At 56.1% G+C, this 23,994-nt stretch carries 31 protein-coding genes and 1 other RNA gene; 12 read left to right on the top strand and 20 right to left on the bottom strand.

Translation table 11 applies throughout. The annotated features are described in order from the left end of the window. Positions 1-2 precede the first annotated feature (2 nt). Genes KR100_RS07855 through fmt form a run of 3 tightly spaced genes read left to right on the top strand, consistent with a single transcriptional unit; the run spans position 3 to position 3,477 of the window. Positions 3-1,385, top strand: coding sequence for a TldD/PmbA family protein (locus tag KR100_RS07855; protein ID WP_038544604.1), 1,383 nt, complete (start codon positions 3-5; stop codon positions 1,383-1,385). A 4-nt stretch (positions 1,386-1,389) separates the two neighbouring features. Beyond that, complete coding sequence (locus KR100_RS07850) at positions 1,390-2,418, top strand: phytanoyl-CoA dioxygenase family protein (RefSeq protein ID WP_038544601.1); 1,029 nt, start codon at positions 1,390-1,392, stop codon at positions 2,416-2,418. A 24-nt stretch (positions 2,419-2,442) separates the two neighbouring features. Continuing rightward, on the top strand, positions 2,443-3,477 hold the full coding sequence (gene fmt / locus KR100_RS07845) for a methionyl-tRNA formyltransferase (RefSeq protein ID WP_038544600.1): 1,035 nt from the start codon (positions 2,443-2,445) through the stop codon (positions 3,475-3,477). A gap of 294 nt (positions 3,478-3,771) precedes the next feature. Here fmt and KR100_RS07840 read toward each other — a convergent pair whose 3' ends face one another. From KR100_RS07840 to KR100_RS07830, 3 genes are read right to left on the bottom strand one after another with little or no spacing between them, the layout of a single operon-like run. Continuing rightward, on the bottom strand, positions 3,772-4,428 hold the full coding sequence (locus tag KR100_RS07840; protein ID WP_038544598.1) for a hypothetical protein: 657 nt from the start codon (positions 4,426-4,428) through the stop codon (positions 3,772-3,774). Beyond that, positions 4,425-4,763, bottom strand: coding sequence for a DUF6464 family protein (locus tag KR100_RS07835; RefSeq protein ID WP_038544596.1), 339 nt, complete (start codon positions 4,761-4,763; stop codon positions 4,425-4,427). The genes KR100_RS07840 and KR100_RS07835 overlap by 4 nt, the downstream gene beginning before the upstream one ends. Next, positions 4,753-5,490, bottom strand: a complete 738-nt coding sequence (locus KR100_RS07830; RefSeq protein WP_038544594.1) for a DUF475 domain-containing protein — start codon at positions 5,488-5,490, stop codon at positions 4,753-4,755. Before KR100_RS07830 ends, KR100_RS07835 begins: the two co-directional genes overlap by 11 nt. Positions 5,491-5,506: 16 nt before the next feature. Here KR100_RS07830 and KR100_RS07825 point away from each other — a divergent pair, with 16 nt between their 5' ends. Both KR100_RS07825 and KR100_RS07820 read left to right on the top strand, forming a co-directional pair. Continuing rightward, positions 5,507-6,331 carry a hypothetical protein gene (locus tag KR100_RS07825; RefSeq protein WP_369793786.1) on the top strand — a complete coding sequence of 275 codons (825 nt, stop codon included), beginning with the start codon at positions 5,507-5,509 and terminating at the stop codon, positions 6,329-6,331. A gap of 458 nt (positions 6,332-6,789) precedes the next feature. After that, entirely contained in the window at positions 6,790-7,332 is a 543-nt protein-coding gene (locus KR100_RS07820) for a hypothetical protein (RefSeq protein WP_038544592.1), read from the top strand. A gap of 380 nt (positions 7,333-7,712) precedes the next feature. On the opposite strand, the gene KR100_RS07815 is transcribed toward KR100_RS07820, so the two are convergent. The 4 genes from KR100_RS07815 to KR100_RS07795 all read right to left on the bottom strand — a co-directional run bounded on the left by KR100_RS07815 (position 7,713) and on the right by KR100_RS07795 (position 9,735). After that, entirely contained in the window at positions 7,713-8,282 is a 570-nt protein-coding gene (locus KR100_RS07815) for a hypothetical protein (protein ID WP_156097978.1), read from the bottom strand. After that, positions 8,264-8,668 (bottom strand): hypothetical protein, encoded by a 405-nt coding sequence (locus KR100_RS07810; RefSeq protein ID WP_038544588.1) that lies wholly within the window; start codon positions 8,666-8,668, stop codon positions 8,264-8,266. The genes KR100_RS07815 and KR100_RS07810 overlap by 19 nt, the downstream gene beginning before the upstream one ends. A gap of 471 nt (positions 8,669-9,139) precedes the next feature. Then, on the bottom strand, positions 9,140-9,400 hold the full coding sequence (locus KR100_RS07800; protein WP_051847397.1) for a hypothetical protein: 261 nt from the start codon (positions 9,398-9,400) through the stop codon (positions 9,140-9,142). Positions 9,401-9,405: 5 nt separating this feature from the next. Further along, on the bottom strand, positions 9,406-9,735 hold the full coding sequence (locus KR100_RS07795) for a nucleoside triphosphate pyrophosphohydrolase family protein (RefSeq protein ID WP_038544584.1): 330 nt from the start codon (positions 9,733-9,735) through the stop codon (positions 9,406-9,408). A gap of 72 nt (positions 9,736-9,807) precedes the next feature. Here KR100_RS07795 and pyk point away from each other — a divergent pair, with 72 nt between their 5' ends. Genes pyk through ftsH form a run of 3 tightly spaced genes read left to right on the top strand, consistent with a single transcriptional unit; the run spans position 9,808 to position 14,814 of the window. Next, positions 9,808-11,592: a pyruvate kinase gene (gene pyk, locus KR100_RS07790; protein ID WP_038544582.1), complete on the top strand. Its 1,785-nt coding sequence runs from the start codon at positions 9,808-9,810 to the stop codon at positions 11,590-11,592. 20 nt (positions 11,593-11,612) lie between these two features. Next, positions 11,613-12,842 (top strand): ABC transporter permease, encoded by a 1,230-nt coding sequence (locus KR100_RS07785; protein WP_038544580.1) that lies wholly within the window; start codon positions 11,613-11,615, stop codon positions 12,840-12,842. A gap of 58 nt (positions 12,843-12,900) precedes the next feature. After that, the gene (ftsH, locus tag KR100_RS07780; protein ID WP_038544578.1) at positions 12,901-14,814 is read left to right on the top strand and encodes an ATP-dependent zinc metalloprotease FtsH; all 1,914 of its coding nucleotides are present in this window, start codon (positions 12,901-12,903) and stop codon (positions 14,812-14,814) included. Between the two features lie 251 nt (positions 14,815-15,065). Here ftsH and KR100_RS14995 read toward each other — a convergent pair whose 3' ends face one another. Both KR100_RS14995 and clpP read right to left on the bottom strand, forming a co-directional pair. Then, entirely contained in the window at positions 15,066-15,215 is a 150-nt protein-coding gene (locus tag KR100_RS14995) for a DUF2256 domain-containing protein (RefSeq protein ID WP_071839874.1), read from the bottom strand. After that, positions 15,212-15,805 (bottom strand): ATP-dependent Clp endopeptidase proteolytic subunit ClpP, encoded by a 594-nt coding sequence (gene clpP, locus KR100_RS07775; RefSeq protein ID WP_038544576.1) that lies wholly within the window; start codon positions 15,803-15,805, stop codon positions 15,212-15,214. The genes KR100_RS14995 and clpP overlap by 4 nt, the downstream gene beginning before the upstream one ends. Before the next feature lie 80 nt (positions 15,806-15,885). Between clpP and psb29 the strand changes: the two genes are divergently transcribed. Further along, positions 15,886-16,536, top strand: coding sequence for a photosystem II biogenesis protein Psp29 (psb29, locus tag KR100_RS07770; protein ID WP_038548330.1), 651 nt, complete (start codon positions 15,886-15,888; stop codon positions 16,534-16,536). On the opposite strand, the gene KR100_RS07765 is transcribed toward psb29, so the two are convergent. Genes KR100_RS07765 through petN form a run of 3 tightly spaced genes read right to left on the bottom strand, consistent with a single transcriptional unit; the run spans position 16,518 to position 18,298 of the window. Further along, positions 16,518-18,050, bottom strand: a complete 1,533-nt coding sequence (locus tag KR100_RS07765) for a hypothetical protein (RefSeq protein ID WP_038544574.1) — start codon at positions 18,048-18,050, stop codon at positions 16,518-16,520. The two genes, psb29 and KR100_RS07765, sit on opposite strands and share 19 nt — an antisense overlap. Continuing rightward, entirely contained in the window at positions 18,047-18,181 is a 135-nt protein-coding gene (locus KR100_RS16930; protein ID WP_255347472.1) for a hypothetical protein, read from the bottom strand. The genes KR100_RS07765 and KR100_RS16930 overlap by 4 nt, the downstream gene beginning before the upstream one ends. Before the next feature lie 15 nt (positions 18,182-18,196). Next, a complete protein-coding gene (gene petN / locus KR100_RS07760; RefSeq protein ID WP_028951966.1) occupies positions 18,197-18,298 on the bottom strand; it encodes a cytochrome b6-f complex subunit PetN in 102 nt (33 codons plus the stop codon). A gap of 72 nt (positions 18,299-18,370) precedes the next feature. On the opposite strand from petN, the gene clpS reads away from it, so the two are divergent. After that, a complete protein-coding gene (clpS, locus tag KR100_RS07755) occupies positions 18,371-18,667 on the top strand; it encodes an ATP-dependent Clp protease adapter ClpS (protein WP_038544571.1) in 297 nt (98 codons plus the stop codon). Between the two features lies 1 nt (position 18,668). Here the strand turns inward: clpS and KR100_RS07750 are convergent, their stop codons facing one another. Continuing rightward, entirely contained in the window at positions 18,669-18,896 is a 228-nt protein-coding gene (locus tag KR100_RS07750) for a hypothetical protein (RefSeq protein ID WP_038544570.1), read from the bottom strand. Between the two features lie 74 nt (positions 18,897-18,970). On the opposite strand from KR100_RS07750, the gene KR100_RS07745 reads away from it, so the two are divergent. After that, positions 18,971-19,246, top strand: a complete 276-nt coding sequence (locus KR100_RS07745) for a DUF2103 domain-containing protein (RefSeq protein WP_038548328.1) — start codon at positions 18,971-18,973, stop codon at positions 19,244-19,246. On the opposite strand, the gene KR100_RS07740 is transcribed toward KR100_RS07745, so the two are convergent. Then, complete coding sequence (locus KR100_RS07740; RefSeq protein WP_038544568.1) at positions 19,247-19,486, bottom strand: hypothetical protein; 240 nt, start codon at positions 19,484-19,486, stop codon at positions 19,247-19,249. A gap of 57 nt (positions 19,487-19,543) precedes the next feature. Here KR100_RS07740 and KR100_RS15845 point away from each other — a divergent pair, with 57 nt between their 5' ends. Beyond that, on the top strand, positions 19,544-19,708 hold the full coding sequence (locus KR100_RS15845) for a hypothetical protein (protein ID WP_156097977.1): 165 nt from the start codon (positions 19,544-19,546) through the stop codon (positions 19,706-19,708). A 747-nt stretch (positions 19,709-20,455) separates the two neighbouring features. Here KR100_RS15845 and KR100_RS15840 read toward each other — a convergent pair. The 6 genes from KR100_RS15840 to KR100_RS07710 all read right to left on the bottom strand — a co-directional run bounded on the left by KR100_RS15840 (position 20,456) and on the right by KR100_RS07710 (position 23,969). Next, positions 20,456-20,818, bottom strand: a complete 363-nt coding sequence (locus tag KR100_RS15840; protein WP_156097976.1) for a hypothetical protein — start codon at positions 20,816-20,818, stop codon at positions 20,456-20,458. Then, the gene (locus KR100_RS16350; protein ID WP_038544562.1) at positions 20,772-20,966 is read right to left on the bottom strand and encodes a hypothetical protein; all 195 of its coding nucleotides are present in this window, start codon (positions 20,964-20,966) and stop codon (positions 20,772-20,774) included. The genes KR100_RS15840 and KR100_RS16350 overlap by 47 nt, the downstream gene beginning before the upstream one ends. Positions 20,967-21,001: 35 nt before the next feature. Continuing rightward, positions 21,002-21,157 carry a hypothetical protein gene (locus tag KR100_RS16345; protein WP_162176500.1) on the bottom strand — a complete coding sequence of 52 codons (156 nt, stop codon included), beginning with the start codon at positions 21,155-21,157 and terminating at the stop codon, positions 21,002-21,004. Positions 21,158-21,651: 494 nt separating this feature from the next. After that, positions 21,652-21,835: non-coding RNA, 6S RNA (ssrS, locus tag KR100_RS14990), on the bottom strand. Between the two features lie 6 nt (positions 21,836-21,841). Next, positions 21,842-23,020 (bottom strand): 5-(carboxyamino)imidazole ribonucleotide synthase, encoded by a 1,179-nt coding sequence (locus KR100_RS07715; protein WP_239420291.1) that lies wholly within the window; start codon positions 23,018-23,020, stop codon positions 21,842-21,844. 58 nt (positions 23,021-23,078) lie between these two features. After that, on the bottom strand, positions 23,079-23,969 hold the full coding sequence (locus KR100_RS07710) for a carbohydrate ABC transporter permease (RefSeq protein WP_038544560.1): 891 nt from the start codon (positions 23,967-23,969) through the stop codon (positions 23,079-23,081). Positions 23,970-23,994: the final 25 nt, after the last annotated feature.

The raw sequence follows: 23,994 nt of genomic DNA, 5'->3' as shown, positions 1-23,994 counted from the left end.
CCATGACCTCCACCGATCAGTCCTCCGACAACCGTTTGAACGCGGGGGCCCTTCAGGACCAGCTCCATCGCCTGGCCAGTCAGTCCGGAATCCGTCAGTGGGATCTGGGGGCTGCCTGCAGCGATGACTGCTCTGTCCAGGTCGACCGCGGTGAAGCCAAGCAGCTGAAGGCCGCTCAGCGCAGCTCCATCACGGTGCGCGTCTGGAACTCCGATGGACTCATCGGAATCACCAGCACCACAGATCTCAGCCCCGAAGGCCTTGAACAGGCTCTCCTCGGTGCTCATCAAGCCAGCCGCCTCGGCAACCCGGACGACGTCCCTGCCTTTTCGCCCCTGGCGACAGCACCGTTGCCGGAACTGGACCGTCCCCTGAAGGAGCGACAGGGGATCCTGCCGCTTCTCGATACCCTGCGCCAGGCAGAGGCCGATCTTCTGGGTCGCCATCCAGCCATTCAGACCGTTCCCTACAACGGCCTGGCGGAATCCCTCTCACAAAGCCTGTATCTCAACAGTGACGGTGCCCTGCGTCAGATGGAGAGGACGCAAGCCAGCCTGTATCTGTACGCAAGAGCTGAGGAATCAGGTCGCAAACCGCGCAGTTCCGGAGCGGTTCGCCTGGCACTCGGCAGCGACGATCTGGACATCTCGGGATGCATTCAAGAGGCGGCGGATCGCACGGTCAGTCATCTCGCCTACCAACCGATCGAAACCGGGAGCTACCGGATCTGCTTCACACCCGAGGCCTTTCTGTCGTTGATCGGTGCCTTCAGCAGCATGCTGAATGCTCGCGCCGTCCTGGACGGCGTCAGCCTCAGTCAACGGGACGATCTCGGCAGCCGCATCGCTGTTCCGTTTCTTTCTCTGCATGATGACGGTCTTCACCCGGAGAACATCGGGGCGGCTCCGTTTGATGGCGAAGGAACTCCGACGCAACGCCTCAGCCTGATTGAAGGTGGCGTTTTGAAAAGCTTTCTGCATTCAGAAGCCACGGCACGGGCGTTCGGTGTCCAGCCGACCGGCCATGCCGGTCTCGGCGCCAAGGTCTCCGTTGGACCTGACTGGTTCGTTGTGAGTTCCTCAGATGGCTGCGACAGCGGACGCTCCTTGGATCACCGCAGTGAGTCCAATCCCTTTGTGCTGATTGAAGATCTCAGTGCTCTCCATGCCGGCGTCAAAGCCAGCCAGGGATCATTTTCACTTCCTTTCGATGGCTGGCTTGTGAAGGGTGGTGAACGCATCTCCGTGGAAGCGGCCACCGTTGCCGGTGACATTCGTCAGTTGCTGAACAACATCATTCATCTCGAGCCTGAATCCGAGGTCACAACCCGAGGCGTCTCTCCCCACGTCTGGGTCGACGGTCTATCCATCACCGGCGAAGCCTGAATTGATGTCCGGACGGGATCTGCTGGGACTGCCGCTGGCGGCCCTGGCTGTGTTCACTAGTGCGAAATCCTTTCGAGACAATCCAGTTCTGGGCAATCGCTGGCTCAACCAGCGTGGGCTGCATGTCTTGCGGCTGAAACTCGCCGCAGGGCTGGCGGCACGACGGCGGCGGCGCATCAGCAGACGCATCCCCGCGTCCCTGCTCCATCAGTTCGAGCAGAACGGTTTCATCTGCATCGAAAACTTTCTGCCGCAGGCTGAGTTCAGATCACTCCAGAAGGAAGTCCTGAACCAGCCCTGGGATCGTTATGACATGACGCAGGGCACAACCACGACCCGACGCGTTTTTCTCGACGGTGTCGAACTCAAGCGCCTGTCACCTGCCCTGCACAACCTGATCAGCCGACGGGACCTGAAGGATCTGATCCGATACGTCGCCGGAACTCTCGCCGAACCGGTGTTTTCACTGCAGGCAATCTTCTCGGGAGGGACAGGAAAGCACCCGGATCCACAGGCCAGCGTCCATTCCGACACGTTTCACTCCACGGCCAAGGCCTGGCTCTTTCTCGAGGATGTTCAGGACGAAGCCGGGCCTCTCTCCTATGTTCCAGGGTCCCACCGCCTGACCAGCCAACGCCTGGCCTGGGAGAAAATCCAGAGCCTCACAGCCGCAGAATCAGCGATCACTTACCACGCGAGGGGCTCCTTCCGCGCCGCCATGAAGGATCTGAACGCGATGAATCTGCCTTGCCCACATCGCTTCGCTGTTCCCGGCAACACACTGGTGATCGCCGATACCCATGGATTTCACTGCCGATCCGCGACCAGGATCCAGACAACTCGGGTGGAGGTTTATGCCTCCCTGCGTCGCAACCCATTCGTACCGTTCGGCGGCCTGGACATTCTGAGTTGGCCCTGGTGTCGCGAACGAAGCGGCAGCCTTTACCTGAAGGCGATGGAGTTCGGACGGCGCTTCGGATCAATCCGGATGCCCTGGAAACAGGTGGGGCATGGTCTTCTCAAACAGTCTTGAGCGAATGAAAGCGGAACCTGTGCAATGAACATTCTGTTCTGGGGCACGCCGAACTACGCCGTTCCGACCCTGGAGGCCTTGATCAATGCAGGCCACACCATTGTTGGCGTGGTGACGCAGCCGGATCGTCGCCGTGGACGTGGGAAGCAGCTGATTCCATCACCCGTGAAAGCAAGAGCTCTGGATCTTGATTGTGCTGTGTTCACGCCTCAGCGGATTCGCAAGGACACTGAGGTTCAGCAACAACTGGCGCAACTGAACGCAGATGTTTCCGTGGTGGTGGCCTTTGGCCAGATCCTTCCAAAGACCGTGCTGGACCTCCCGCCGCTGGGATGCTGGAACGGCCATGGTTCACTGCTGCCGCGATGGCGAGGTGCAGGACCGATTCAATGGAGCCTGCTGGAAGGAGATCCCGAAACCGGCGTCGGCATCATGGCCATGGAGGAAGGTCTTGACACCGGTCCGGTTCTGATTGAACAGCCTCTGCCGATTGGACTGCTGGATAACGCCGAGCAGCTCGCCCAAAAACTGAGCCAACTCACCGCAGAACTGATGGTTGCTGCGATGACTCGCATCGAAGCTGCAGGACCGGGAACGGAAACGGACCGTCTCATGCGACTTGGCGTCACAGCCCAGGACGCGAAGAACGGAACAGTGAGCTACGCCCGCATGTTGAACAAGGAGGATTTCATGATCGACTGGAAGCGTTCTGCCCTGTCTCTTCACCGACAGGTGATGGCGCTCTATCCGAATGCCTACACCTGTTGGCAGGGAAAACGGCTGAAGTTGCTCAGCACCGAACCGCTGATTGAACGGCTTCGCGATCAGCTGTCAGAGGAAGCGCAGGCGTTGATCGGGCGTTGGCCAACGACCAGCGACCCGACAAGCGACCAGCCGTCGGGAACCGTGCTGTGTTGTGCTGCGCATCTCGGCCTTGTGGTGAGTACGCAAGGCTGCCCACTGCTCATCCGTTCTGCACAACTGGAGGGCAAAGGACGCAGTGAAGGATCAACCCTGTTGCAACAACTCAAAGCCTCAGAAGGGATGACACTGGGTTGATCCCATCGATCTCCCCGTTGGATCCTGCATGCGATTGGCTGGATTGAATCGGCGTCCATCCCATCATTCAGACAGGGAGAACGTGCGGAACAAACATCCTCACCAACCGGAGATGGCATGACAAGCGAAATCCTTGATAGAGAATGGCAGACAAGCAGTAAATCTCGAGCAAATTAACTATAAAAGACTGCACATTGATCTTTGTATTTAATACATTCAGGAAGACATTAATGGCCCCTGCTTGAAACCAACCTGATCATGCGACCAATTTGTTACTTTCAACCGGGAAATGTCTCAATCCTCAGTGTACAGAGATTTCGCCTGTGACCAGATCTGATCCAGGTCCTGATCTCCAAGATCAAGGGCTTCTGGATAACAAGCGCCCAACCATTCACGGCGATGGTTGCCCTCGGTGTTTTGGAAAAACAGGCCTTGTGAAGCAAGGACACGGAATTTCAGAAACTCCAGCAGTCGCGCTCTCAATCGCGCCGTGTTGATCACCCGGATCCGATCCGCAGGATCGCGGATCGATAAGGATCCACCTGTGACAACCCCTGGCAATGAAGGTGCAAGCAACTCCAGCATGGAATCTGGCTGCCAGTGGCGTTGTTTGGTTTCCGGATGGGGCCGATAGATCCAACCGTCAATGGCTGGCCCGTCATCAAGACAAATCTCGATCCGCCAGAAAGAAAAGGTCTCAGGCGAATGAAGTTCTGTCCAGAAAAGATCAGGAAAGCAATGATCAGCGCTGTGCAGCCTCACCTCGAGCGGAGCAAAACTGAGATTGATCGTTCCGGGCCAGCAATTATGCAGATCAAAGCCCCGCAAAGCGAAGTGGGGGGTCTGCAGGGCGATTGTCCCAGCTGGATAGGGGGAGTCGTCCGATCGTCCTGAAGCAACCCCATGGCCGGATACCACCGTGCCGCCGTACCAGATGCCTTTCGAGGTCATCGCGGTTCGCGATGGGTACAGCGATCGCAAGGGCCTTCAGGCCAGACAGCACACCTCAGCAGAGGACTGCGGGCATTGAAACGGCACTCCGCATCACCGATGACCCATCCATGTCGCCAGGCCACAGCATCCTTGGGCCGCTGCTGCGGCTTCACCATCAACGCGATGCAGCCGATTTCATAACGACCGTTGTGGAGCCGATAGCGATGCCGCCGCTGCAGAACGAGATAGGACGTCTGATCCAGAGAGAACCAGCGACCCGGCTGCGGTGGATCATCCATCTCGACGAGATGGAGCAACACATCGCTGTCCGCCTGACGCAGCTCAACCAGCATGATCAGATCCAGGGGCAGAGATGAGCTGTCGGCGGGAGAGCCCCCAGCTGAACAGAGCCGTCACCACCACCAAGGTGAACCAATCCGGCTGATGCAATTCCGGGCGAAGCACATGAATGAACAATCTCAGGGACACGAAGCCAACGGCAAGAAACCCTGCGGTTTCAAGCCTTGGATACATCGCGATCCAGCGAATGAACAGGGCAGACGTGAAGCGAAGCGCCACAATCCCGATCACGGCGCCTGTGATCACCAGGAGAAATTGATCACTGATGGCAACAGCTGCTGCAACACTGTCGATTGAAAAGGCCAGGTCTGTGAAGGCCAGCAGGAAAATCACCCGAGCCAGGGATGCAGGAGCGGAATCCTCCGCAGAAGCGTCATCAGACGTTTCCTGGTCCGGGGATTGCGACCGGAGATGGTCGATGAACAGCCAGAGAAGGTAGGTCGCTGCCAGCAGCTGCACCACAGGGTTCTGCAGAACCCACTGAGCCACCAGAATCAATCCGATGCGAAGCGCCAGGGCCAGGGCAATACCGGTGTTGAGGGCCACCCGTTCTCGTTCCTGTCCGCGACAACGTCGTGCGATTGCCGCAAGTGCGACAGCGTTGTCGGCGGAGAGGACGAGCTCCAGAACGACGAGGACGGGGAGCAGCGCGAGAACCTCCCGCCATTGGTCAACTCCGTCAAACCAGTCACTGATTGACGGCAGAGTCGTGACATCCATGACGGCAGCCTAGAAAGTGCAGAGCTTCGACAAGGCCATGCAGATCCGCGCTGAGCTTTGTCATGTGGACACGCTCCGCTGCATCGTGCGGATCGAGGCCTGGCAGGGCAATCAGCTCCTGGGGAGCGCCCTCGGCGAGGCCCAGACCTCGGAGGAAGCGGAAACGCGGGGACTGGAACGACTGATGCGCCGCATCGCACCATCCCAACCCGAGGCTGTTCCTGCAAAGGCTGTTCCTGCAGAGGCTGTTTCCCAAGAAGCTGTTTCCCAAGAAGCTTCAGCAGATTCAACGGAACAGCCGACGACATCCCCGGAGCGAGCGGCAGCATCCGAAAAACCTCACAAGCCATCCAAGCCAGAACCGCTCGCAGCGACAGGAGAGGTGCAACAACCACCAACAGCAGATCCACCATCCGAAGCCCCCACCGATCCAGAGGACTGGAGCGAAGAATTGGCAGCGATTGATCTGGAGGTCCAGCGAATTGGTTGGGACCGTGATCGGGAAAGGATCTATCTGGAGCGGGCCTTTGGGCATGCCAGTCGCCATCGGCTGACGCGGTACAGCGATCTGGTGGGTTTCCTCAGGCAGTTGCGCGCAATGCAACCAGGCGAGAGCCCGGAAACGGCGGCTGTGCCGCTTCGCCGCAGCGACTTGCTCAGCCAGGGGGACGAGATGATTCGAACGATGGGGTGGTCGTCTGCTCAGGCCAGAGATTGCCTTCAAAAGGAACTGGGGGCGACAAGCCGACAACAACTCAGTGATCAACAGCTCATGCAGTTCAACATGATTTTGGAGAACCTCATGACGAGGACTGATGAACAACAAATAACAGCTGAATAGGGGGTCGTTTGCAAAAATCCAATTGCATGCAGGCAGGTCTTGGTTCAACGTGGTGGTTCAAAATGGCTTGATGTCCTCTTCTTTCAGCAGTGAAAGCCGCTGCTGACCGATCAGCAATGGGACGAGATGGTTGATCGACGAAAGAAGGCGTCGTTTTCTCTCACGGCAGGCTCACACTGATTGTCGTGGAGCGATGAGACCTGTTTGACGTGGTCCCGCCATCCGCCATCCGTGCACAACGAAAACACCGATGCGAAAAGACGTCATCTGAAAAGAAAACTGACTGCGTCGACCGAGTCGTACAGCAATTGAATCAAGTGTCAGGCTATTGGCAACATCACTTGATACACATTTGGCAAGGCCCTGCCCTCCTTGCCATTAAATCAAAAGTCTGTTGCCTGAAAAATGTATTGGCACTTTCATCAATACGACGTTGATTCGTTGACCGCCGAAGGCATATGATGTATGATAAATTAATAATAATCATTATTTTACTGCAAATGGGATCTCACAATTCTACTATTAAAGGAAAAATAGGTACAGGAGCCAAGACCCGTACAATCAAGGCCGACGATGTAGCAAACAATTCTGACTTTGAATTCAACAAATCCATTAATCCTCATGGGAGCCCAGATGCGAGCATGGTCGTATCAAAAACAAGGAAGGGCCATGCACGCGTTGAGCTCTATCAGGATCTGAACAACGATGGCATCATCAAGGGGAACGAAAGGATCTACAAAGGCAAGTGTCTGGATCGTCAGTCAGGGGACAAACTGCTGAACTTCTATGGTGACATAAAGTTGAGCAAAACGATGCATCAATGCGATTGGTTGGCACAAAAGAATCCCGACAAACTTGCCGGTTGTACAATGGAATTGATTCCAACATCCTTTACTCTCACTCTCACAGACGAGAGTGGCGATGTTTTTGATTTTCAAGCACTTGGACCTTACAAAACTGATGGAATTGTCGTAATCGAGAAGTTGAATACTCCCGTTTGATTCCCTGGCATTCTTCGGGGAACCCTTCAACGTCTTGATCAAACGATCGATTTGACCTTGTTTTGATGAAATTCATATCACCCGGCTGAAATCATGCGATCGTGATTCGCTTGAAAGCGAGATCCATTTTTTTTGGAACATGGATTCAGGCGTGACTGGTCAAGGCATTCATTGTTCGTCCTGTCCATGTAATAAAAAAACCTGCCATTGCTGACGGGATCGATCGGCCGAGAATTCTGTCGGGGGTTACATCAGGAACACACATCCTGCCCTGCCTTTCACAAAACTGAGTCTTGTATGGCTTTCAGTTCAATTTTGAACCTCAGGCTCCCCAACATGATTGCGTCATTCAATCATCAGCATCGGCGCATGAATCTTGCTCAGATCGCAAAGTTGTCCCGTATCCATTGCCTCTCTCCAGTCAGCTGCTCCGTATGCACGAATTTAGCTCCATCCCAATGTCCATTATTATCGATCACCTCCATCCCACCAGCATTCCATCCAATGGTCACACCATTTTCAGTAGGCCCTTCAATAAAAAATAGGGTTTCACCACGATCATTTTTAACTTCCGTTGATTGATAGTAATCACCAAACGTTCTGGCATCACGATGCGGTCTTTGAGCATTACCATTCCAGAGTGTTGTCTCAACCCTGCTGATGCCCCCAGCCTGGCCCATAAACTGCTCAGTTAGGAATACTCGATCGCCAAAATCTACAAAGTCCCAGACTTCATCTGGATTTTGAGTGTCGTAATCGAAAAGTGCAATTGCATCAACACCGCGACCTCCATCGTGGACATTTTTTCCCAATCCATTGGCGATTAAAATATCGTTGTCACCGCCACCATTTAAATAGTCGTTTCCATGTCCTGAGAGAAGACGGTCACGACCCGATTGTCCATACATGGTGTCATGGCCATTGCCACCATTCAACGTATCGTTATCCAACGATCGTCCCCGATGTCGAGATGCATGTTGTCCATCTCTTCCATCAGCTTCAGACCCGCCATAAATAGTGTTGTTGCGATCATCACGACAAGGTGATCACTGCCTTTCAAGCCCCAGAGGTTTCCATCAAATGTTTCCTCAGCGCTCATATAATCAGCTTCGTTAGTGCCGATACTCTTCAAAGCTATTGCACTGGCGGTTTCGATGAATTCTTGGTTTCTGACTTTGACATCTTGATACTCAAATTCTTTTTTCTGTTTGAACGTTGAAAACACATTGGGTTTTTGAAATGCTTTGAAAGCCATCGATTTGCCTGGTGTGTGGTTTGTGTCTTTGGGGTGTCCCCCTCCGATGCACACACCATCTCCAACTTCACGGCTCAACATGATGAGCTGAGTCAGAGCAACCTGTGATGTTGATCACTGGTGCAAAGCACAGGTTGCCGGAGACAAGCGTGAGTGGAAACGAACGAGATAAACACTGGCCTGATCGTTAATCCGCACGGGAAACGTTTTGTCTGCCACAGAAGACGACGTCGACGCTCTAGCGGTTGACCTTCTCGTATCCAGTGACGTCTGGGACTGCGTCGATCCTGCCGTCAACGTCATCAGGAGCGTGATTGCCACGCAATGTGGGACTACGTCGAAGCGGAGATGAGGTTGTGTGGTTCATGCACCCTTGATCGCGTTGTTCACGCTGAAGCACGATTCTTCCCAGGCAACGCAATAGCGTTCATCGCCTGCCCTCGTGATTCCTGTTCATGGATGGTTCAGGAGGGATTCTTGACCCATAACGTCTTCGTCACTGACGACCACATGATCAATCGTTTGGCCTGACATGATTCGTCCCCATCATTGTCAGACAGTCTCGTCCTGTCGTCGATCGGGACCTGGATCAGGAATCAATGGGGGAGATGGTGATGGGTTGAACAGCATCGGGAATGATGAAAGCACCAGCACCGTGCCCACCGACACCAGCACAAGCAGCGGCAGTGGTTTGACGAGGGGCTGCTTTTCAAGCGGTGTTCGGCAACGCGAACAGATCGGAATCGCACCCTTGGGTGGGTGAAGAACGATTGCCGGGCCGCAGCAACAGGAGGGACAGCGATAACGGGGCATCGGACTCAGCGCTGATCGCCGCTGCCGGCAATCCGACCTCTTGAAGCGCGGCTGGCAAGTTTGTCGAGGTTGGCCGTTGCAATCTCATCAAGATCAAATCCCAGCTCACTGCCCAGCAGAGCGACGTACCAGAGCACATCACCGAGTTCGAGCTTGATCGCTTCACACACCTCACGATCGAAATCACCGCCACGATCACGCAGGACCTTCTTGACCTTGTCGGCCACCTCGCCTGCTTCTCCACTGAGGCCGAGGGTGGGGTAGATGGGATTGGACCCCACATCGGGATAGGCCGCTGTGCTGCGCGCTGCGTGCTGATACGCGTTGAGGTCCATGCACCAACCCCTTGATAAGAGGGCCTCTGAGATGCATGGATGGTAGTTTCCGCACGGCTTTACGGTCCGGACATGGCTCAGTTCGATCAGGCCCGAAGAACCAAGATCGTCGCCACCATCGGGCCTGCCACCGAGAGCGCCGAGAGGATCCGGGAGCTTGTTCTGGCTGGAGCCACAACCTTTCGACTCAACTTCTCCCACGGCGACCACAGCGAGCACGCGAAAAGAATCGCCACCATTCGTCAGGTCTCCACAGAACTCGGCCAGCACATCGGGATCCTTCAGGACCTGCAGGGGCCCAAGATCCGTTTGGGTCGCTTCGCCGATGGTCCCATCACCCTGAGTAAAGGAGATCCTTTTGCGCTCACCTCACGGCCTGTGAGCTGCAACAAGACCATCGCCACGGTCACCTACGACAAGCTGGCGGAGGAAGTGACCGCCGGAAGTCGCATCCTTCTCGATGACGGGCGCGTTGAGATGAAGGTTGAGGAGGTTGACCAGATTGATCAGACCCTGCACTGCAGCGTCACCGTAGGAGGGGTTCTGTCTAACAACAAGGGGGTCAACTTCCCTGACGTCCAGCTCTCGGTTCGCGCTCTCACCGACAAGGACCGGGAGGATCTGGTGTTCGGTCTCCAGCAGGGTGTCGATTGGGTTGCCCTCAGCTTCGTGCGCAATCCCTCCGACATGCAGGAGATCCGTGAGCTGATCCGCCATCACGGACACAGCACACCGGTGGTGGCCAAGATCGAGAAGTTCGAGGCCATCGACCAGATCGACGCGATTATGCCGCTCTGCGATGGCGTGATGGTTGCCCGGGGGGATCTAGGCGTCGAGATGCCAGCAGAGGAAGTCCCTCTGCTTCAGAAGGAATTGATCCGCCGGGCCAACAGCCTGGGGATTCCGATCATCACAGCCACCCAGATGCTGGATTCAATGGCCTCCAGTCCGCGTCCCACGCGCGCTGAGGTCAGTGATGTGGCCAATGCCATCCTCGACGGCACCGACGCTGTGATGCTCTCCAACGAGACAGCGGTGGGGGATTTCCCCGTGGAAGCGGTTCAGACCATGGCCACCATTGCCCGCAGGATCGAAAAGGACTATCCGCGCCGCACGATGGATAGCCACCTGCAATCCACCATTCCGAATGCGATCAGCGGAGCTGTCAGCACGATCGCCAGCCAGCTCAACGCCTCAGCGATCCTCCCGCTCACCAAAAGTGGAGCAACGGCCCACAACGTCAGCAAGTTCAGGCCTGCGGCGCCGATCCTGGCGATCACCAGCGAGGTTCAGGTCGCTCGCAAGCTTCAGCTGGTCTGGGGAGTCACGCCACTGGTGGTTCCTCAGCAGAAGAGCACCTCCGGAACCTTCACGGTGGCGATGGGCGCTGCCCAGGACATGGGACTGCTCAAGGAGGGGGATCTTGTGATCCAAACCGCTGGAACCCTCACCGGCATCTCCGGATCCACCGATCTCGTCAAGGTTGGGATCGTCAGTGCCGTTCTGGCGAAGGGCAGCGGAATCGGAAATGGAACCGTCAGCGGCAAGGTGAGACTCGCTCTCACCCCCGGGGACTCCAGCAAGATCGAATCCGGAGAAATCCTAGTGATGCAGGACACGACGGCCGACGATCTGGATGCGATCCGCCACGCCGCCGGAATCGTGACGGAAGCCCCGGCCGAAACATCTCACGCGGCCGTGATCGCGCAGCGCCTGGGAATCCCCACCATTTCAGGAGTCGCCAACGCCACACGCGACCTTCGACATGGTGAGGTGGTCACGCTGCAGGTCCGTGATGGTCTGGTCCATCGAGGCACCGGCCTCGATGCAGGCGGCAAGCTGGACACAATGCTCTGAGAAGCGCACGAGGGCCTGACATGAGCAGACGGATGCCTCCGATGGAGACGGTGAGGATGGCTCTGACCACCCTCAGGAGCAACCGGCTGCGCAGTCTTCTCACGATGGTGGGAATTGTGATCGGCAATGCGTCGGTGATCACCCTGGTGGGTGTCGGTCGGGGTGCTCAGGGACTGGCCGAAGAGCAGTTGAGCAACCTTGGAGCGAACGTTCTGTTTGTCGTTCCCGGTAACAACGACACGCGACGACGCGGGGTCGCCTTCCCGAGAACGCTTGTGCTGGAAGACGCTGAGGCCATCGCTGAGCAGGTTCCCAGCGTCAAACGCGTGGCTCCTCAGATCTCAAGCAGTCAGGTGGTCCAGCTGGGAGCCCGAAGTTCAACCAGCTCGATTTCCGGCATCACGCCTGAGTTTCTGCCGGTGCGCAGTTTCGAGGTGTCCCAGGGACGGTTCATCACGGACGAGGACGTCAAAGCGGCAAGAAATGTGGCCGTGATCGGTCCGGATCTGGAGTCGAAACTCGTTCCGACGGGATCAGCGGTCGGACAACAGCTGCGCATCGGCAACCAGTCCTTTCAGGTTGTCGGTGTGATGGCTCCAAAGGGAGCCGTGTTCGGAAGCAATCAGGACGGCAACACCTACATCCCGCTCAGCACCATGGTCACCCGTCTCACAGGTCGGGATCCCACCTACGGCGTAAGCCTCAGCTTCATTAGTGTCGAAGCCAAGGACGAGAGCAGCACAGGTGCAGCCAAATTCCAGATCACCAATCTGCTGCGGCAGCGTCACAAGATTCTTCGCGACGACGATTTCGCGGTGCGATCTCAGAAAGACGCCCTAAGCATCGTCGGAACGATCACGGGGGGACTCACCCTCATGCTGGGAGCGATCGGCGGGATTTCCCTGCTTGTCGGCGGTATAGGAATCATGAACATCATGCTGGTGTCGGTCAGCGAGCGCACCCAGGAGATCGGACTGAGAAAAGCTCTCGGAGCCCGCAGTAGCGATGTGCTGCAGCAGTTTCTCGTTGAGTCACTGGTCCTGGCGAGCCTGGGTGGAGCCATCGGAACGGCAGCCGGGCTTGGAACCATCGCTCTTGTTGCCGCAGTGACGCCGCTTCCAGCGAGCATTGGAACCAGCACGGTCCTGATGACGGTGGGACTGTCGGGCTCCATCGGTTTGTTTTTCGGCGTTGTGCCGGCAAGGCGTGCCGCGAAACTGGACCCGATCGTGGCTCTCAGAAGCCTTTGACGAACAACACGGCAGTCGCTGCAACTGCTTTACACTCTTTAATTATTTCCTCAGCTTCATGAATCAGCGCTGGCGTCTTCTTGCTCTCTGGCTGCTTCCGATCGGAGTTGTTCTGTTGATCGGCTGGCAGGTCCTGAACAGCGGAGGCCTCAGTGGCCTGGGTTCCAACGGACCGACGGTGGCACCGAGGAATGCTGCTGTTGCCCGGATGAGCTACGGCCGTTTCCTGGACTACGTCGAAGCCGGACGGGTCACCGCCGTCGACATCTACGACGGTGGTCGTAATGCGGTCGTCGAAGCCGTTGATCCGGATCTCGACAACCGCGTCCAGCGTCTGCGTGTCGATCTTCCAGGTCTGGCCCCCGAATTGATCAACACGTTGAAGAACGAGGGGATCAGTTTTGACATTCATCCGCCCCGTTCCGCCCCTCCGGCCCTTGGTCTGCTGGGCAATCTGTTGTTCCCGCTGCTGCTGATCGGATCCCTAATCTTCCTGGCCCGTCGCAACAGCGGCATGCCTGGAGGTCCCGGCCAGGCCATGCAGTTCGGGAAAAGCAAGGCCCGTTTCATGATGGAAGCTGAAACCGGTGTCAAATTCGATGATGTCGCCGGCGTCACCGAGGCGAAGCAGGAACTAGAAGAAGTCGTCACGTTCCTGAAACAGCCGGAACGTTTCACATCTGTCGGCGCCCAGATTCCCCGTGGAATGCTGCTGGTTGGACCACCGGGAACCGGTAAAACCCTGCTTGCCAAGGCGATCGCGGGCGAAGCAGGTGTTCCGTTCTTCTCCCTTTCAGGATCTGAATTCGTGGAGATGTTCGTCGGAGTTGGCGCGAGCCGGGTTCGTGATCTCTTCAAAAAGGCCAAGGAAAACAGCCCATGCCTGATCTTCATTGACGAAATCGATGCCGTCGGACGTCAACGTGGTGCAGGAATCGGAGGTGGCAACGATGAACGTGAGCAGACACTCAACCAGTTGCTCACAGAAATGGATGGTTTTGAAGGCAACAGCGGCATCATCATCATCGCCGCCACCAACCGTCCCGATGTCCTTGATTCAGCATTGATGCGTCCAGGTCGATTCGACCGTCAGGTCACGGTTGATGCCCCCGACATCAAGGGCCGTCTCTCCATCCTTGAAGTTCACTGCAGAAACAAAACTCTCGAGGCTGAGTTGTCTCTGGAAAGCATTGCCCGGCGCACCCCAGGATTCACAGGCGCTGATCTGGCAAACCTGATGAATGAGGCTGCCATCCTCACGGCACGGCGTCGCAAAGAAGCGATTGGTTTGAGCGAGATCGACGATGCCGTCGATCGGATCATCGCCGGCATGGAAGGTCGTCCACTGACGGATGGTCGCAGCAAGCGATTGATCGCTTATCACGAAGTCGGCCACGCCCTGATCGGCACTTTGGTGAAGGACCATGATCCCGTGCAGAAGGTGACTCTGATCCCAAGAGGCCAGGCTCAGGGATTGACATGGTTCTCCCCCGATGAAGAGCAGACCCTTGTCACCAGATCACAGCTGAAGGCGCGCATCATGGGTGCCCTGGGTGGTCGTGCGGCTGAGGATGTTGTCTTTGGCCATCAGGAAGTGACCACGGGAGCCGGTGGCGACATTCAACAAGTCGCTTCGATGGCACGGCAGATGGTGACACGTTTTGGAATGAGCGATCTGGGGCCTGTCTCTCTTGAGGGTGGCAGTCAGGAAGTGTTTCTAGGGCGCGATCTGATGACCCGTAGTGATGTTTCAGATTCGATTGCCCGTCAGATTGACGAGCAAGTCCGCACCATGGTGAAACACTGCTACAAGGAGACGGTCGCCATCGTTTCTGATCACCGTGAAGTGATGGATCGCCTGGTTGAGCTTTTGATCGAAAGGGAAACCATGGATGGCGATGAATTCCGTGCCGTTGTTTCTGAATTCACCGATGTTCCTGAAAAGGAGCGTTCCATTCCATCCCTCAGTTGAATTCAGCTCAATTCAATCCAGTTCAATTCTGCAGAGTTTTTGAACCACACTTACCAAGTAAGTGTGGTTTTTTATTGATTCTCGTTTACGTTCAATACGCATTCGCACGGGTCCCTACCGGGAGCACATACATGCCAGAGACATGGCTCTGACATTATCTGCAGCACTGTTAAAGGCAGGACATCATTCGATGTCAGCAAGTAAGACTGACGAACAAGCGTTGACGGGCAACGGCCTGACATTGAATCAGATTAAATATTCGAGTTCTTTGTGCTGTTTTTTCGCCGACGGCAGCGTTCCGAGCAATAAACAACATCATCCCAGCAATTTTTCCAGGCCTTTCTCCACTGGAAAGGCCTTTCGCAGACGGGACAGATTTTGCTGGGGAGACCTGATTTCAATCGACAGAATGGACCGGGCGCTTGTCGATCACCTGGTCGATCAGGCCGTAACTGGCAGCTTCCGTTGGTGACATGAAGAAGTCACGGTCGGTGTCCTGTTGGATTCTGTCGAGAGGTTGGCCTGTCCTGTCCGCCAGCTCCTGATTCAGTCGATCCTTGAGGAAAAGAATTTCATCGGCCTGAATTCTGATGTCACTGGCCTGGCCCCTGGCACCGCCGAGAGGCTGATGGATCATGATCCGTGAATGCTGAAGGCTGCTGCGCTTTCCTTTCGCGCCGGCACAAAGTAAAAATGCGCCCATACTCGCTGCCAGTCCAACGCAGACAGTCTGCACATCAGGGCGAATATGTTGCATCGTATCGAAAATCCCCAGGCCGTCATACACAGAGCCTCCAGGGGAATTGATGTACAGATAGATATCCTTTTCGGGATCCTCTGCCTCAAGAAACAGCATCTGGGCAACGATTCTGTTCGCCGAATCACTGGTAACAGCTTCGCCGAGAAAAATGATGCGCTCTCGAAGCAGCCTCGAGTAGATATCAAATGCCCTCTCGCCCCGTCCGGACTCCTCAATCACGATCGGGATCATCTGGCCTCTGCACGAATGGTTTGATCCTAACGGCGACATCTTCGGCGCTATGGTCATCACCATTGATTCGGGATCAAGAGTTGGGCGACCGTCAGACCATCGCTGACAGCAAGCGCGATTTTCATCAGCAGTTCCCTTACGTCATTGCTCCCCTGTACCGCAGGCTTGCTGACGAGCTCCTTGTTGAGCTGCACCTGTTGAGCCATCAGAAACAGTTCGAGAGCAATGCCTTGTTTGCGGTTGGCCTGGACACTGTCTTTCGCTCCTTCACTCAGGGGTACCGGCCTGAAGAGCACCCTCCACTGTTGTTCAAAGCTCTCTGCAGCAGCAACGGCTTTGAGGCCGAACAACTCAGAAAGGAGGCTGGAACCACACTCGAGCAAGCCGGCAACCAGTCAGAAGCTGTTTTCGATGACTGGATCAAACAATTTCGGCGTCCGGAAGACACCCATTACTCCAGGCTGATGGCGATTGGACTATTCAGCCTCCTGGAGGTCTCCAAGGGCATGGCAGACAAGGCGACCGATGTTGGACAAGTAAAGACGAAAGCCTCTGAGCTCTCGGAGTCCCTGAATCTTGTCCCTGCAAGGGTGGACAAGGACATCAACCTGTTTCTGACGAGTCGTGAACGGATGGCTCAAGCCGTTGAGCTGATGGAGGAAACCCTCGCCAGCGAGCGCAAAAAGCGCGAGCAACGCCTGGCGGAATCAACTCAAGGCACTGCCAGCTGACCGCGCATCCAGTTCCAGTCTTCGTGGCTGGTGGCAGATCCGGCCAGAGGTTGCAGAACCAGATTCAGCTGGCTGGCCAGTTTCACGGGCCTGGGCCAATTTGAACCGAGCAGGCCAAGCTTCTCAATGTCCCTTGGCTGCATCGCGGCGCTGAGACGAACGGGCGGCTTCGGAAGTGATTCAAAGCCAGCCACTTGCGCCCCCTCCAGATTCGGGGATGTGGCCAGCGTGAGCCGCAGGCTTGGAGGACCTTTCTTGACCGCATCAGCTCTTTTCAAGGTCCAACCGCCCAGCAATCGCTCTTCCTGGTCATCCGTTTCGAACCAAAGAACGGAATGACCAGCAGGACGTCCAGCTGAACCGTTCAAAGCCTGTTCACGACGCTCCAGTCCACCCTGCTTCAACCGCTCACCAGCACGCTTGAGTGCAGAAACCACCCCTTTGGTCTTCGCTGGCAACTGCAGATCCAGCTGAACACCAGCAAGGAAGGGGCCCTGATCGACAGGAATCACCCTCAGAACAATCGGAGCATCAAGCAGCTCAAGCTGCAGGGTTGGCGGAAGGCCATAGTCCTCCTCAAGGCCATCACGAATCAGAGGACGACTCAACATGGCACCAAGCAGCGATCGGGACGACCAGCTGGACAGTTCCAGCAACGGTGCCGCGGAAGGTTGGTTGGTCGACGACTGGATTGTCGAGGACTGAGTTGTTGAAGACGGTGTTTTGGAAGATGGTGTTGTGGAAGATGATGCTTTGGAAGCGGAGTCCTTGTCGGACTTGGGAGACCTTGAAGCCAACGAAGGGAGATCAGCAGGCTGATCGGGAGGAGCAAGACGTTTCGTGGCCTGTCGCAGCGGTCGTGATCCGACGACACCACTCCAGGAGAGCACCTTGCCCTTCAGCTCCAGAGAGAAGCAACCATGGGATGCGTTCTGAAGAAGAGGCAGCAACGGTCCAGCGATCGAGGCAAGGGCAGCTGGCGTCCAGAGAACAGCGGGGCCGCTGTTGAGGGATTGGAAGCACCGCGCTTCCAGAGGCGAGGGAAGAATGCGGGCCGACGGCGTCTGCTGATCAAATGTGACGGCATTCAGCAGGTCTGCGAAAACGAGAACGAATCCATTCTTTTGACGCCTCAATGGTGCTGTTGCACTTGGTAGAACAACATTCGTCTCAGGAAGAATGAGAAGAGGGTCTCCGTCCTGGGGCCAGGCTTGGTACCAGATCCGCTCATCAAGCTGCTGCCAAAGCTCTGAAGCGGTTTTTGAATCAAGGAGCTTGATCCATATCGCCGGGACTGGCTTTGCTGCATCCGCTCGGAAACTCTGCAACATCCGCATGCCCTCGCTCACCTGAAGCAAAGGGTCTGGAGCGATGGCTGAATCCTGTTTGGGGCCGTCTTGTTGGTCGCTCAGCCAGAGATTGCCGATGGGCAGCAGCACCAGAACAGCGATGACCAAGCTGCTGAAGGGATGGGCTTTCAGCCTCTTGAGGACGTCAACAACGTGCAGGTTCAACGATCCCGTCGGCGTCGATCCCGCCATTCAACGGTGGAAAGGTAGATGACACTGACGCTCACGAAAACAAGCAGAATCGCTGCCAGCACAGCCAGAGACTGGCTCAGCAAGGGCACTTCAGGGTTCGACAAGGAAGCCTGACGACGTCAGAAATTCAAGGTTCCGTCGCCGTTGCGACCCCAGACCACCATCGCGATCGAGAAGCTGAAGGTTGCTGCCAGTGCCGCCCAGGCGAGGGTGAACAGCATGTACTTGACCACTAGGTTCTTGAGATCCTACCTAGGGTCCTGGAACTGAAAAACAAAATCACGACAATTGTCATGACCATCTCCAGCCCGGGATCAACGTCGCTGCTGGAGCGGGAGAGAACGACTCAGCGTTATCCACAGGCACGGGTGATTGTGCTGGACGATGACGTCAACACCTTCCAGCACGTCGTGGATTGCCTACGCAGGATCATTCCTGGCATGAGCGAAGACAAAGCCTGGGATCTGGCCAATCGAGTCGACAGTCAGGGGGCCGCTGAAGTGTGGTCTGGTCCCCTAGAGCAGGCTGAGCTTTATCACCAGCAGCTCTCCGGGGAGGGTCTCACCATGGCGCCTCTGGAACGCTGCTGACTCAGGCAGCAGGCTTTCGTGTTGCTTTGGTCAGCTTGAGGACGTCAACGGTTCGAAAGCGTTTGCGACGACTGTCAAAGACGTAGCGGAACACGCGTCCGGGACAGATCGCCAGGCCACGGACCTCAGCACCATGCAGCTCCACCGTCAATGTACGGGCGCTGGGACCGCATCGATCCTCGAGAGGACCGGAAACGGCCTGTCGCAATGCATCGATGGATCGGAGCATCACCAGGGCCCGGTGCTCTCTTCGGCATAGCCATGGCCGCTAGCTTCGACCAGATCTCGGGATTTGATACCGATTTGGGCCGCGTTGTCATCACACACAGCACCTATGTGGAAGGGTTGATTCCCTGGCTCAAGGCCATCGCTCGCCTTCCCAGCATCCAGACGATCACCCCTGCGGTGATTTCAAAGGTCAGGGGAAGGTGCCAGACCCTGCAACTGAGGGTTTCTGTCCCGATCCGCGGTGGCTTCAAGCTTGTGGCGCGGAAGGGCAGCAGCGCCCAGGAGGTTTTCGTGGTCACCAACCTCGACCGTGAAACTCTCCAGACGACCGTGGACCAGCTGCGGCCTTGATCAGGGTTGAGCCGCCTCAATGGCCTGATCACAGGCTTCTGGGTGACCACTCCGGATGTCGGGCTCCTTCAGACAGAGATCAGCCCAATCCCGTTGTTTGAAACAGGCTGGGAGAATGGCCCGACAGGCCACCTGGGCGTCATCCGGGAGAAACCTGATGGTCCCCTGGGCTGAGGAATCTGTATAGGCAAGAAGAATCGACAACGCCAACGGAATCACCAGGGGATCTCCTTCGTTCAATCGTGGAGAACCACTTTGCCCGCGCCGTGCGTGCAGCAGTGATCGATCGGATTGTCCTTGAGCGGCTCAGAGGTGGATGCGGCCGGCCTGACGTTTCAGTGGACGTTGATGGGTGAGTCCCCCACCGCCACTCACCACAAGGAACAACGTCTGATCTGGTCTGCCCGATCCCGGACAGAAAGGAGCGGGACCGGCCGTTGGCGGACAACTGGACCGATCTGAAACCTCTGGAAACGATTCGTCTGTCCAAAAATCCCCCATTTGGGGGAAGCGATATCAGCAAAGTTCGCTCAGAGTTGAGGTGTCAGTTGGGTTTGATTCATTTCCCAATTGACTACCCGGATTTAGTGTGCCGGGTATGTATTGGTTGAGAGAGGATCGGCGTACACCGATCCTCTTTTTTTATGGGGACGTCAGTCTGACCTGTCCCGGCGCGCGACAAAATCCCCCATTTAGGGGATGCGGAAATTCCCGAATCAGATGACACTTGCTATGTCAGAGAGGTTCATGATTTGTCCTGACTGACAACCGGGAATGAACGCCCGGACACTATGGTGCAGAACGAGGATCAGCGTATACTGGTCCTCATTTTTTTGGCTGATCACGTCTAAGCGCTGTCGTCATTGGACATCAGCAAGGTTTTCAACGAACTGGCGTCATTCAAACCAGATGTTCATTCGATGCAGGCACCTCCACGATCATCGCCACACCCTCAAGCGGGCTGATCATTTCAGGCACATCCGTTTCAGTCAACATCGGATCACGGTTGAATCCCGGTGCCTTGTCAGATGAAAACATTGGTTAGAACGCGTCACTCCATACGCCCAGGACGACGCATCACTGAATGTCAATATCGCTGGTGCTCCCGAATGACGACAACCAGGATCAAGCAGCGCTTTTAATCAGCTTCATCTGACCAGATCTGCCCAAAGACTCCCAAGCCTCAAAAGCAAGATCAAACACATCAGCCTATTTTTTCCAATTGTTATATCGACGACACAGGTTCTGCTTGTCCGCACGGCACATGTTGGCGTAAGCCAGTGGATCAATCCCCATCTCGCCAGCCATTCGAATCACATCGATCCGGATCGAGGAATCACAACGAAGCAAGGAAGCATCACGAATTCCGGCCTGGTAACGCATGAAATAAGCCGCACGCATTCCTGCATCGCCAATCGCCATCCACTCATCTGGGGTCAGGTCGCAGGCAGCTGCTTTGCGTTGTGCTCTGCCAAGACTGATTGATGAGCGGGTGGACTTGGAAACGATACGACCTGTATTTGAATCAGCTGCCTTTGCTTGAGAGGCAGGGCTTTTGATCGACGTCGTCAATGACCTTCTCCTCCATTGGATCGGCACTATCCAATATCGCTGTAATCAGCTCAGCGTTCATCCCCCAAATGAGGGATTTATTCGTCAGGCCAAATCCCCCTAAACAGAAGACGCCTAAACGTTCATACATAAATACTGCCATGGCCATCCAGATATGTGGTGGATGTGAACTCTACTTTCAATTCAATGAGGCAATCCTCTCATCAACCATGACTCGTAGACAAAGAACAAAAGAAAAAAGGCGACGATGCCAACGACCAAAATTTTTCCGTTCATTTTCAGCCCTTCAACGATTTCCAGCATTGATACCACTCTATCGAGTCCATTCACCAATGCCATGACGTTCCCGGCTGGGTCTCCACTTGCCTATCCCATGAAGGTCTGAACTGTGGGTGTCACGGAATTTTCAACAGCCCAGTCATCATCATCTTCATCCAATGAATGGTCCGTGCCTAGATGATGTCCCAGCTCAAGAACAAAGATCTGTTTCCATTGTCGTCAGTGATCCATTGGCATCAAGCATCGTTGTCTTTGTCGGAGACGATTCAGTGGGTAGAACACAACTCTGGTCGATCTCTCAGCACCATGGCCAACTTTCCGAATGGTGAATCCCGGACAGGCTGAAGAGCACCTTCTGAAACCGGCCTTCTGGATCTGCCACGGTCGCCGGCCAGCCCAACACGTTCTCAACCAGCATGAAGCTCAGTCATCAGCGGCTCGACGGTGCGTTCCGTTGGTCAGTTCAGCAACGTGTATCAACAAACGGTCCGGCCATCAGAAACCCAGACAAGGGTCAACTCCCAGGAATGCCAGTTCGGAACAGTTTTTTAAATGGGTGAACCACCATGCCGTGCGAGCCCCAGTGTTCGACCTGGAAGAACCAGAAGGGGTGACAAAGTGGGGCTTCGTTTCCGGCTGCATGGCCGGTCTACGGCACCGTCACGACAGTCTCCCCAAGTCGAAAGAGAGTCAGATCAGAGCACTAGAAAAAGGCCGTCACCAACACAGCAGTTCGTTTGAACTTTAATCGGCTTCTGAATCCTGCAACGGCCAGATTCGACGAATCTCATGCAGCGCTGCCAAGGCTTCGTCCCGTCGCTTCGCCGCTGTCTGCTCCTTCAGCAAAACCGTGACATGGCCAAGCTTTCGTCCCGGCGTTTCGCTCGGTTTTTGATACCAGTGCAGATGGCTGTCCGGGAGACTCCGCAAGCAGCTGAGACGTTCCTCAAGAGGAGCTGCATGATCAGGATCCAACCCGAGAAGATTCACCATCAGAGCACCATGGCTGACGAGCTGGGGCGATGGCACCGGCAGCCCGGCCACGATGCAGAGCTGCTGATCAAATTGACTGCTGCTGCAGGCATCGATTGAGAAGTGCCCTGAATTGTGGGTGCGAGGAGCGATTTCATTGACCTGCAGCCCCAGGGGTCCATGGAAGAACTCAAGCGCCATCACACCGACGTAGTTCAGCTTCGTGAGCAATGAGGCCGCCACGTTGTAGGCGAGCGCTTCGATGGATTGCTCAACCGCTGCTGGGGCAAGAACCCAGTCGCAGACCTGACTGGATTGATGGGTCTCGACGAGAGGGAAACTTCTCACGCGTCCCTGACCATCACGACTCACCACCAGAGCCAGTTCCCGCTTGTAGTGCACCCAGACTTCAAGAAGCCACTCACTCGCCGTGACGCGGCGCAACAACTGGGCCAGCTCATCCACGGACTTGATGATCAGCGTTCCCTTGCCGTCGTACCCGCCGCGCGCTGCCTTGGCCATCACAGGAAAGCTCCATCCGGTGGGCAAAGCCGGCTGCGACGGGGAGATGCGACTGAGCGGAATCCAGGGGGGACAGGCAATCGAAAGATCCGTCAGCAGTTGACGCTGCAGCAGCTTGTCCACCAGGGGGGAGAGGGCCGCCAGGGCAGGACGGAAACGAACTCCCTGCTGCTCCAGCGGAATCAACGCATCGATGTTCACCCACTCGTTTTCGAAGGTGATGCCGTTGCACCCCTCAACGAGCCGCCGCGTTCCAGCCACATCACGGGGGTCCGCGCTGATCAGACGTGATGCACCATCAACGGCGGGATCATCAGCGGCCCCTGTCTGAACAGACACGTCAATCTGTCGCTTCGCAGCAGCCTGAACAAGCATCCGTGCCAGTTGGCCACCTCCGACAACTCCGATCATGGCGGCCGAGCTGGTCATGACCGAAAGGGCAGCGACAGACCCTCGCAGCTTGCCATCGCCGTGGCTTTTCAGCCGCTTAGATCAGCGAGCGATCGCTGCTGAACGCCAGCCGAAGAGCCGTGAACAACATCACCAGCAGAAACAGGGCGAGGCCGAGTGTGCAGGCATAGCTGATCTCCAGTTCAGCGAAAGCCTGGTCGTAGACGTAATACACAATGGTTCGGGTGGCATCTGCAGGTCCTCCCTGGGTCATCAGAAACACCTCTTCGAACACCTTGGTGGCAGCGATCGAGGACACCACCGCCACCAGCGTGATGTAGGGACGCAGGAGGGGAAGGGTGATGTCCAGATGCTGACGCCAGCCCTCGCTGCCATCGAGCTCTGCAGCCTCATAGAGCTCGCCGGGAATTCCCTGAAGCCCTGCGAGGAAGATCACCATGTAGTAACCGAGGCCCTTCCACAGGGTGACGAACATGACCGCAGGCAGTGCCAGCTGGGGGGATGTGAGAAAACCGATCGGCGTGAACGAATCACCCAGGGCAGCCGACAGCCAGCCATTGATCAACCCGTTTTCGGAATACAGCCAGCGGAAGGCAATCGCGGCCACGACGATCGACACGAGCACCGGGGTGTAAAAAGCGCCCCTCAGAAGATGCATGCCCGGCAGGCTGCGATTCACCAGCACGGCCAGGGCCAGGGATCCGAGCACGATCGGAGGCACCACTCCGAACAGATACAGAAAGGTGGTGATCAGAACCTGGCGCGCCATGGGGTCCGAGATCAGGCGGCGGAAATTGGCCAGTCCGATGAATCGGAGGGGCTCACTGACATCTAGGCCCGTGGAACTGAAACTCATCACCAGTGCCATCACAGCCGGAATCAGCACGGACAGACTGATCAGAACCAACGCCGGCAACAGAAATCCCCAGGCGGTGAGGGAACTGCGCCAGTGTCCCGATGCCGCCATGGGAACGAAACAGGTGGTGGAGAGA

It is taken from the genome of Synechococcus sp. KORDI-100 (assembly GCF_000737535.1).
In the GTDB taxonomy this organism is placed as follows: domain Bacteria; phylum Cyanobacteriota; class Cyanobacteriia; order PCC-6307; family Cyanobiaceae; genus Parasynechococcus.
The sequence above is the reverse complement of the archived record's forward strand: the minus strand, read 5'-3'. Positions and strand labels throughout refer to the sequence as shown.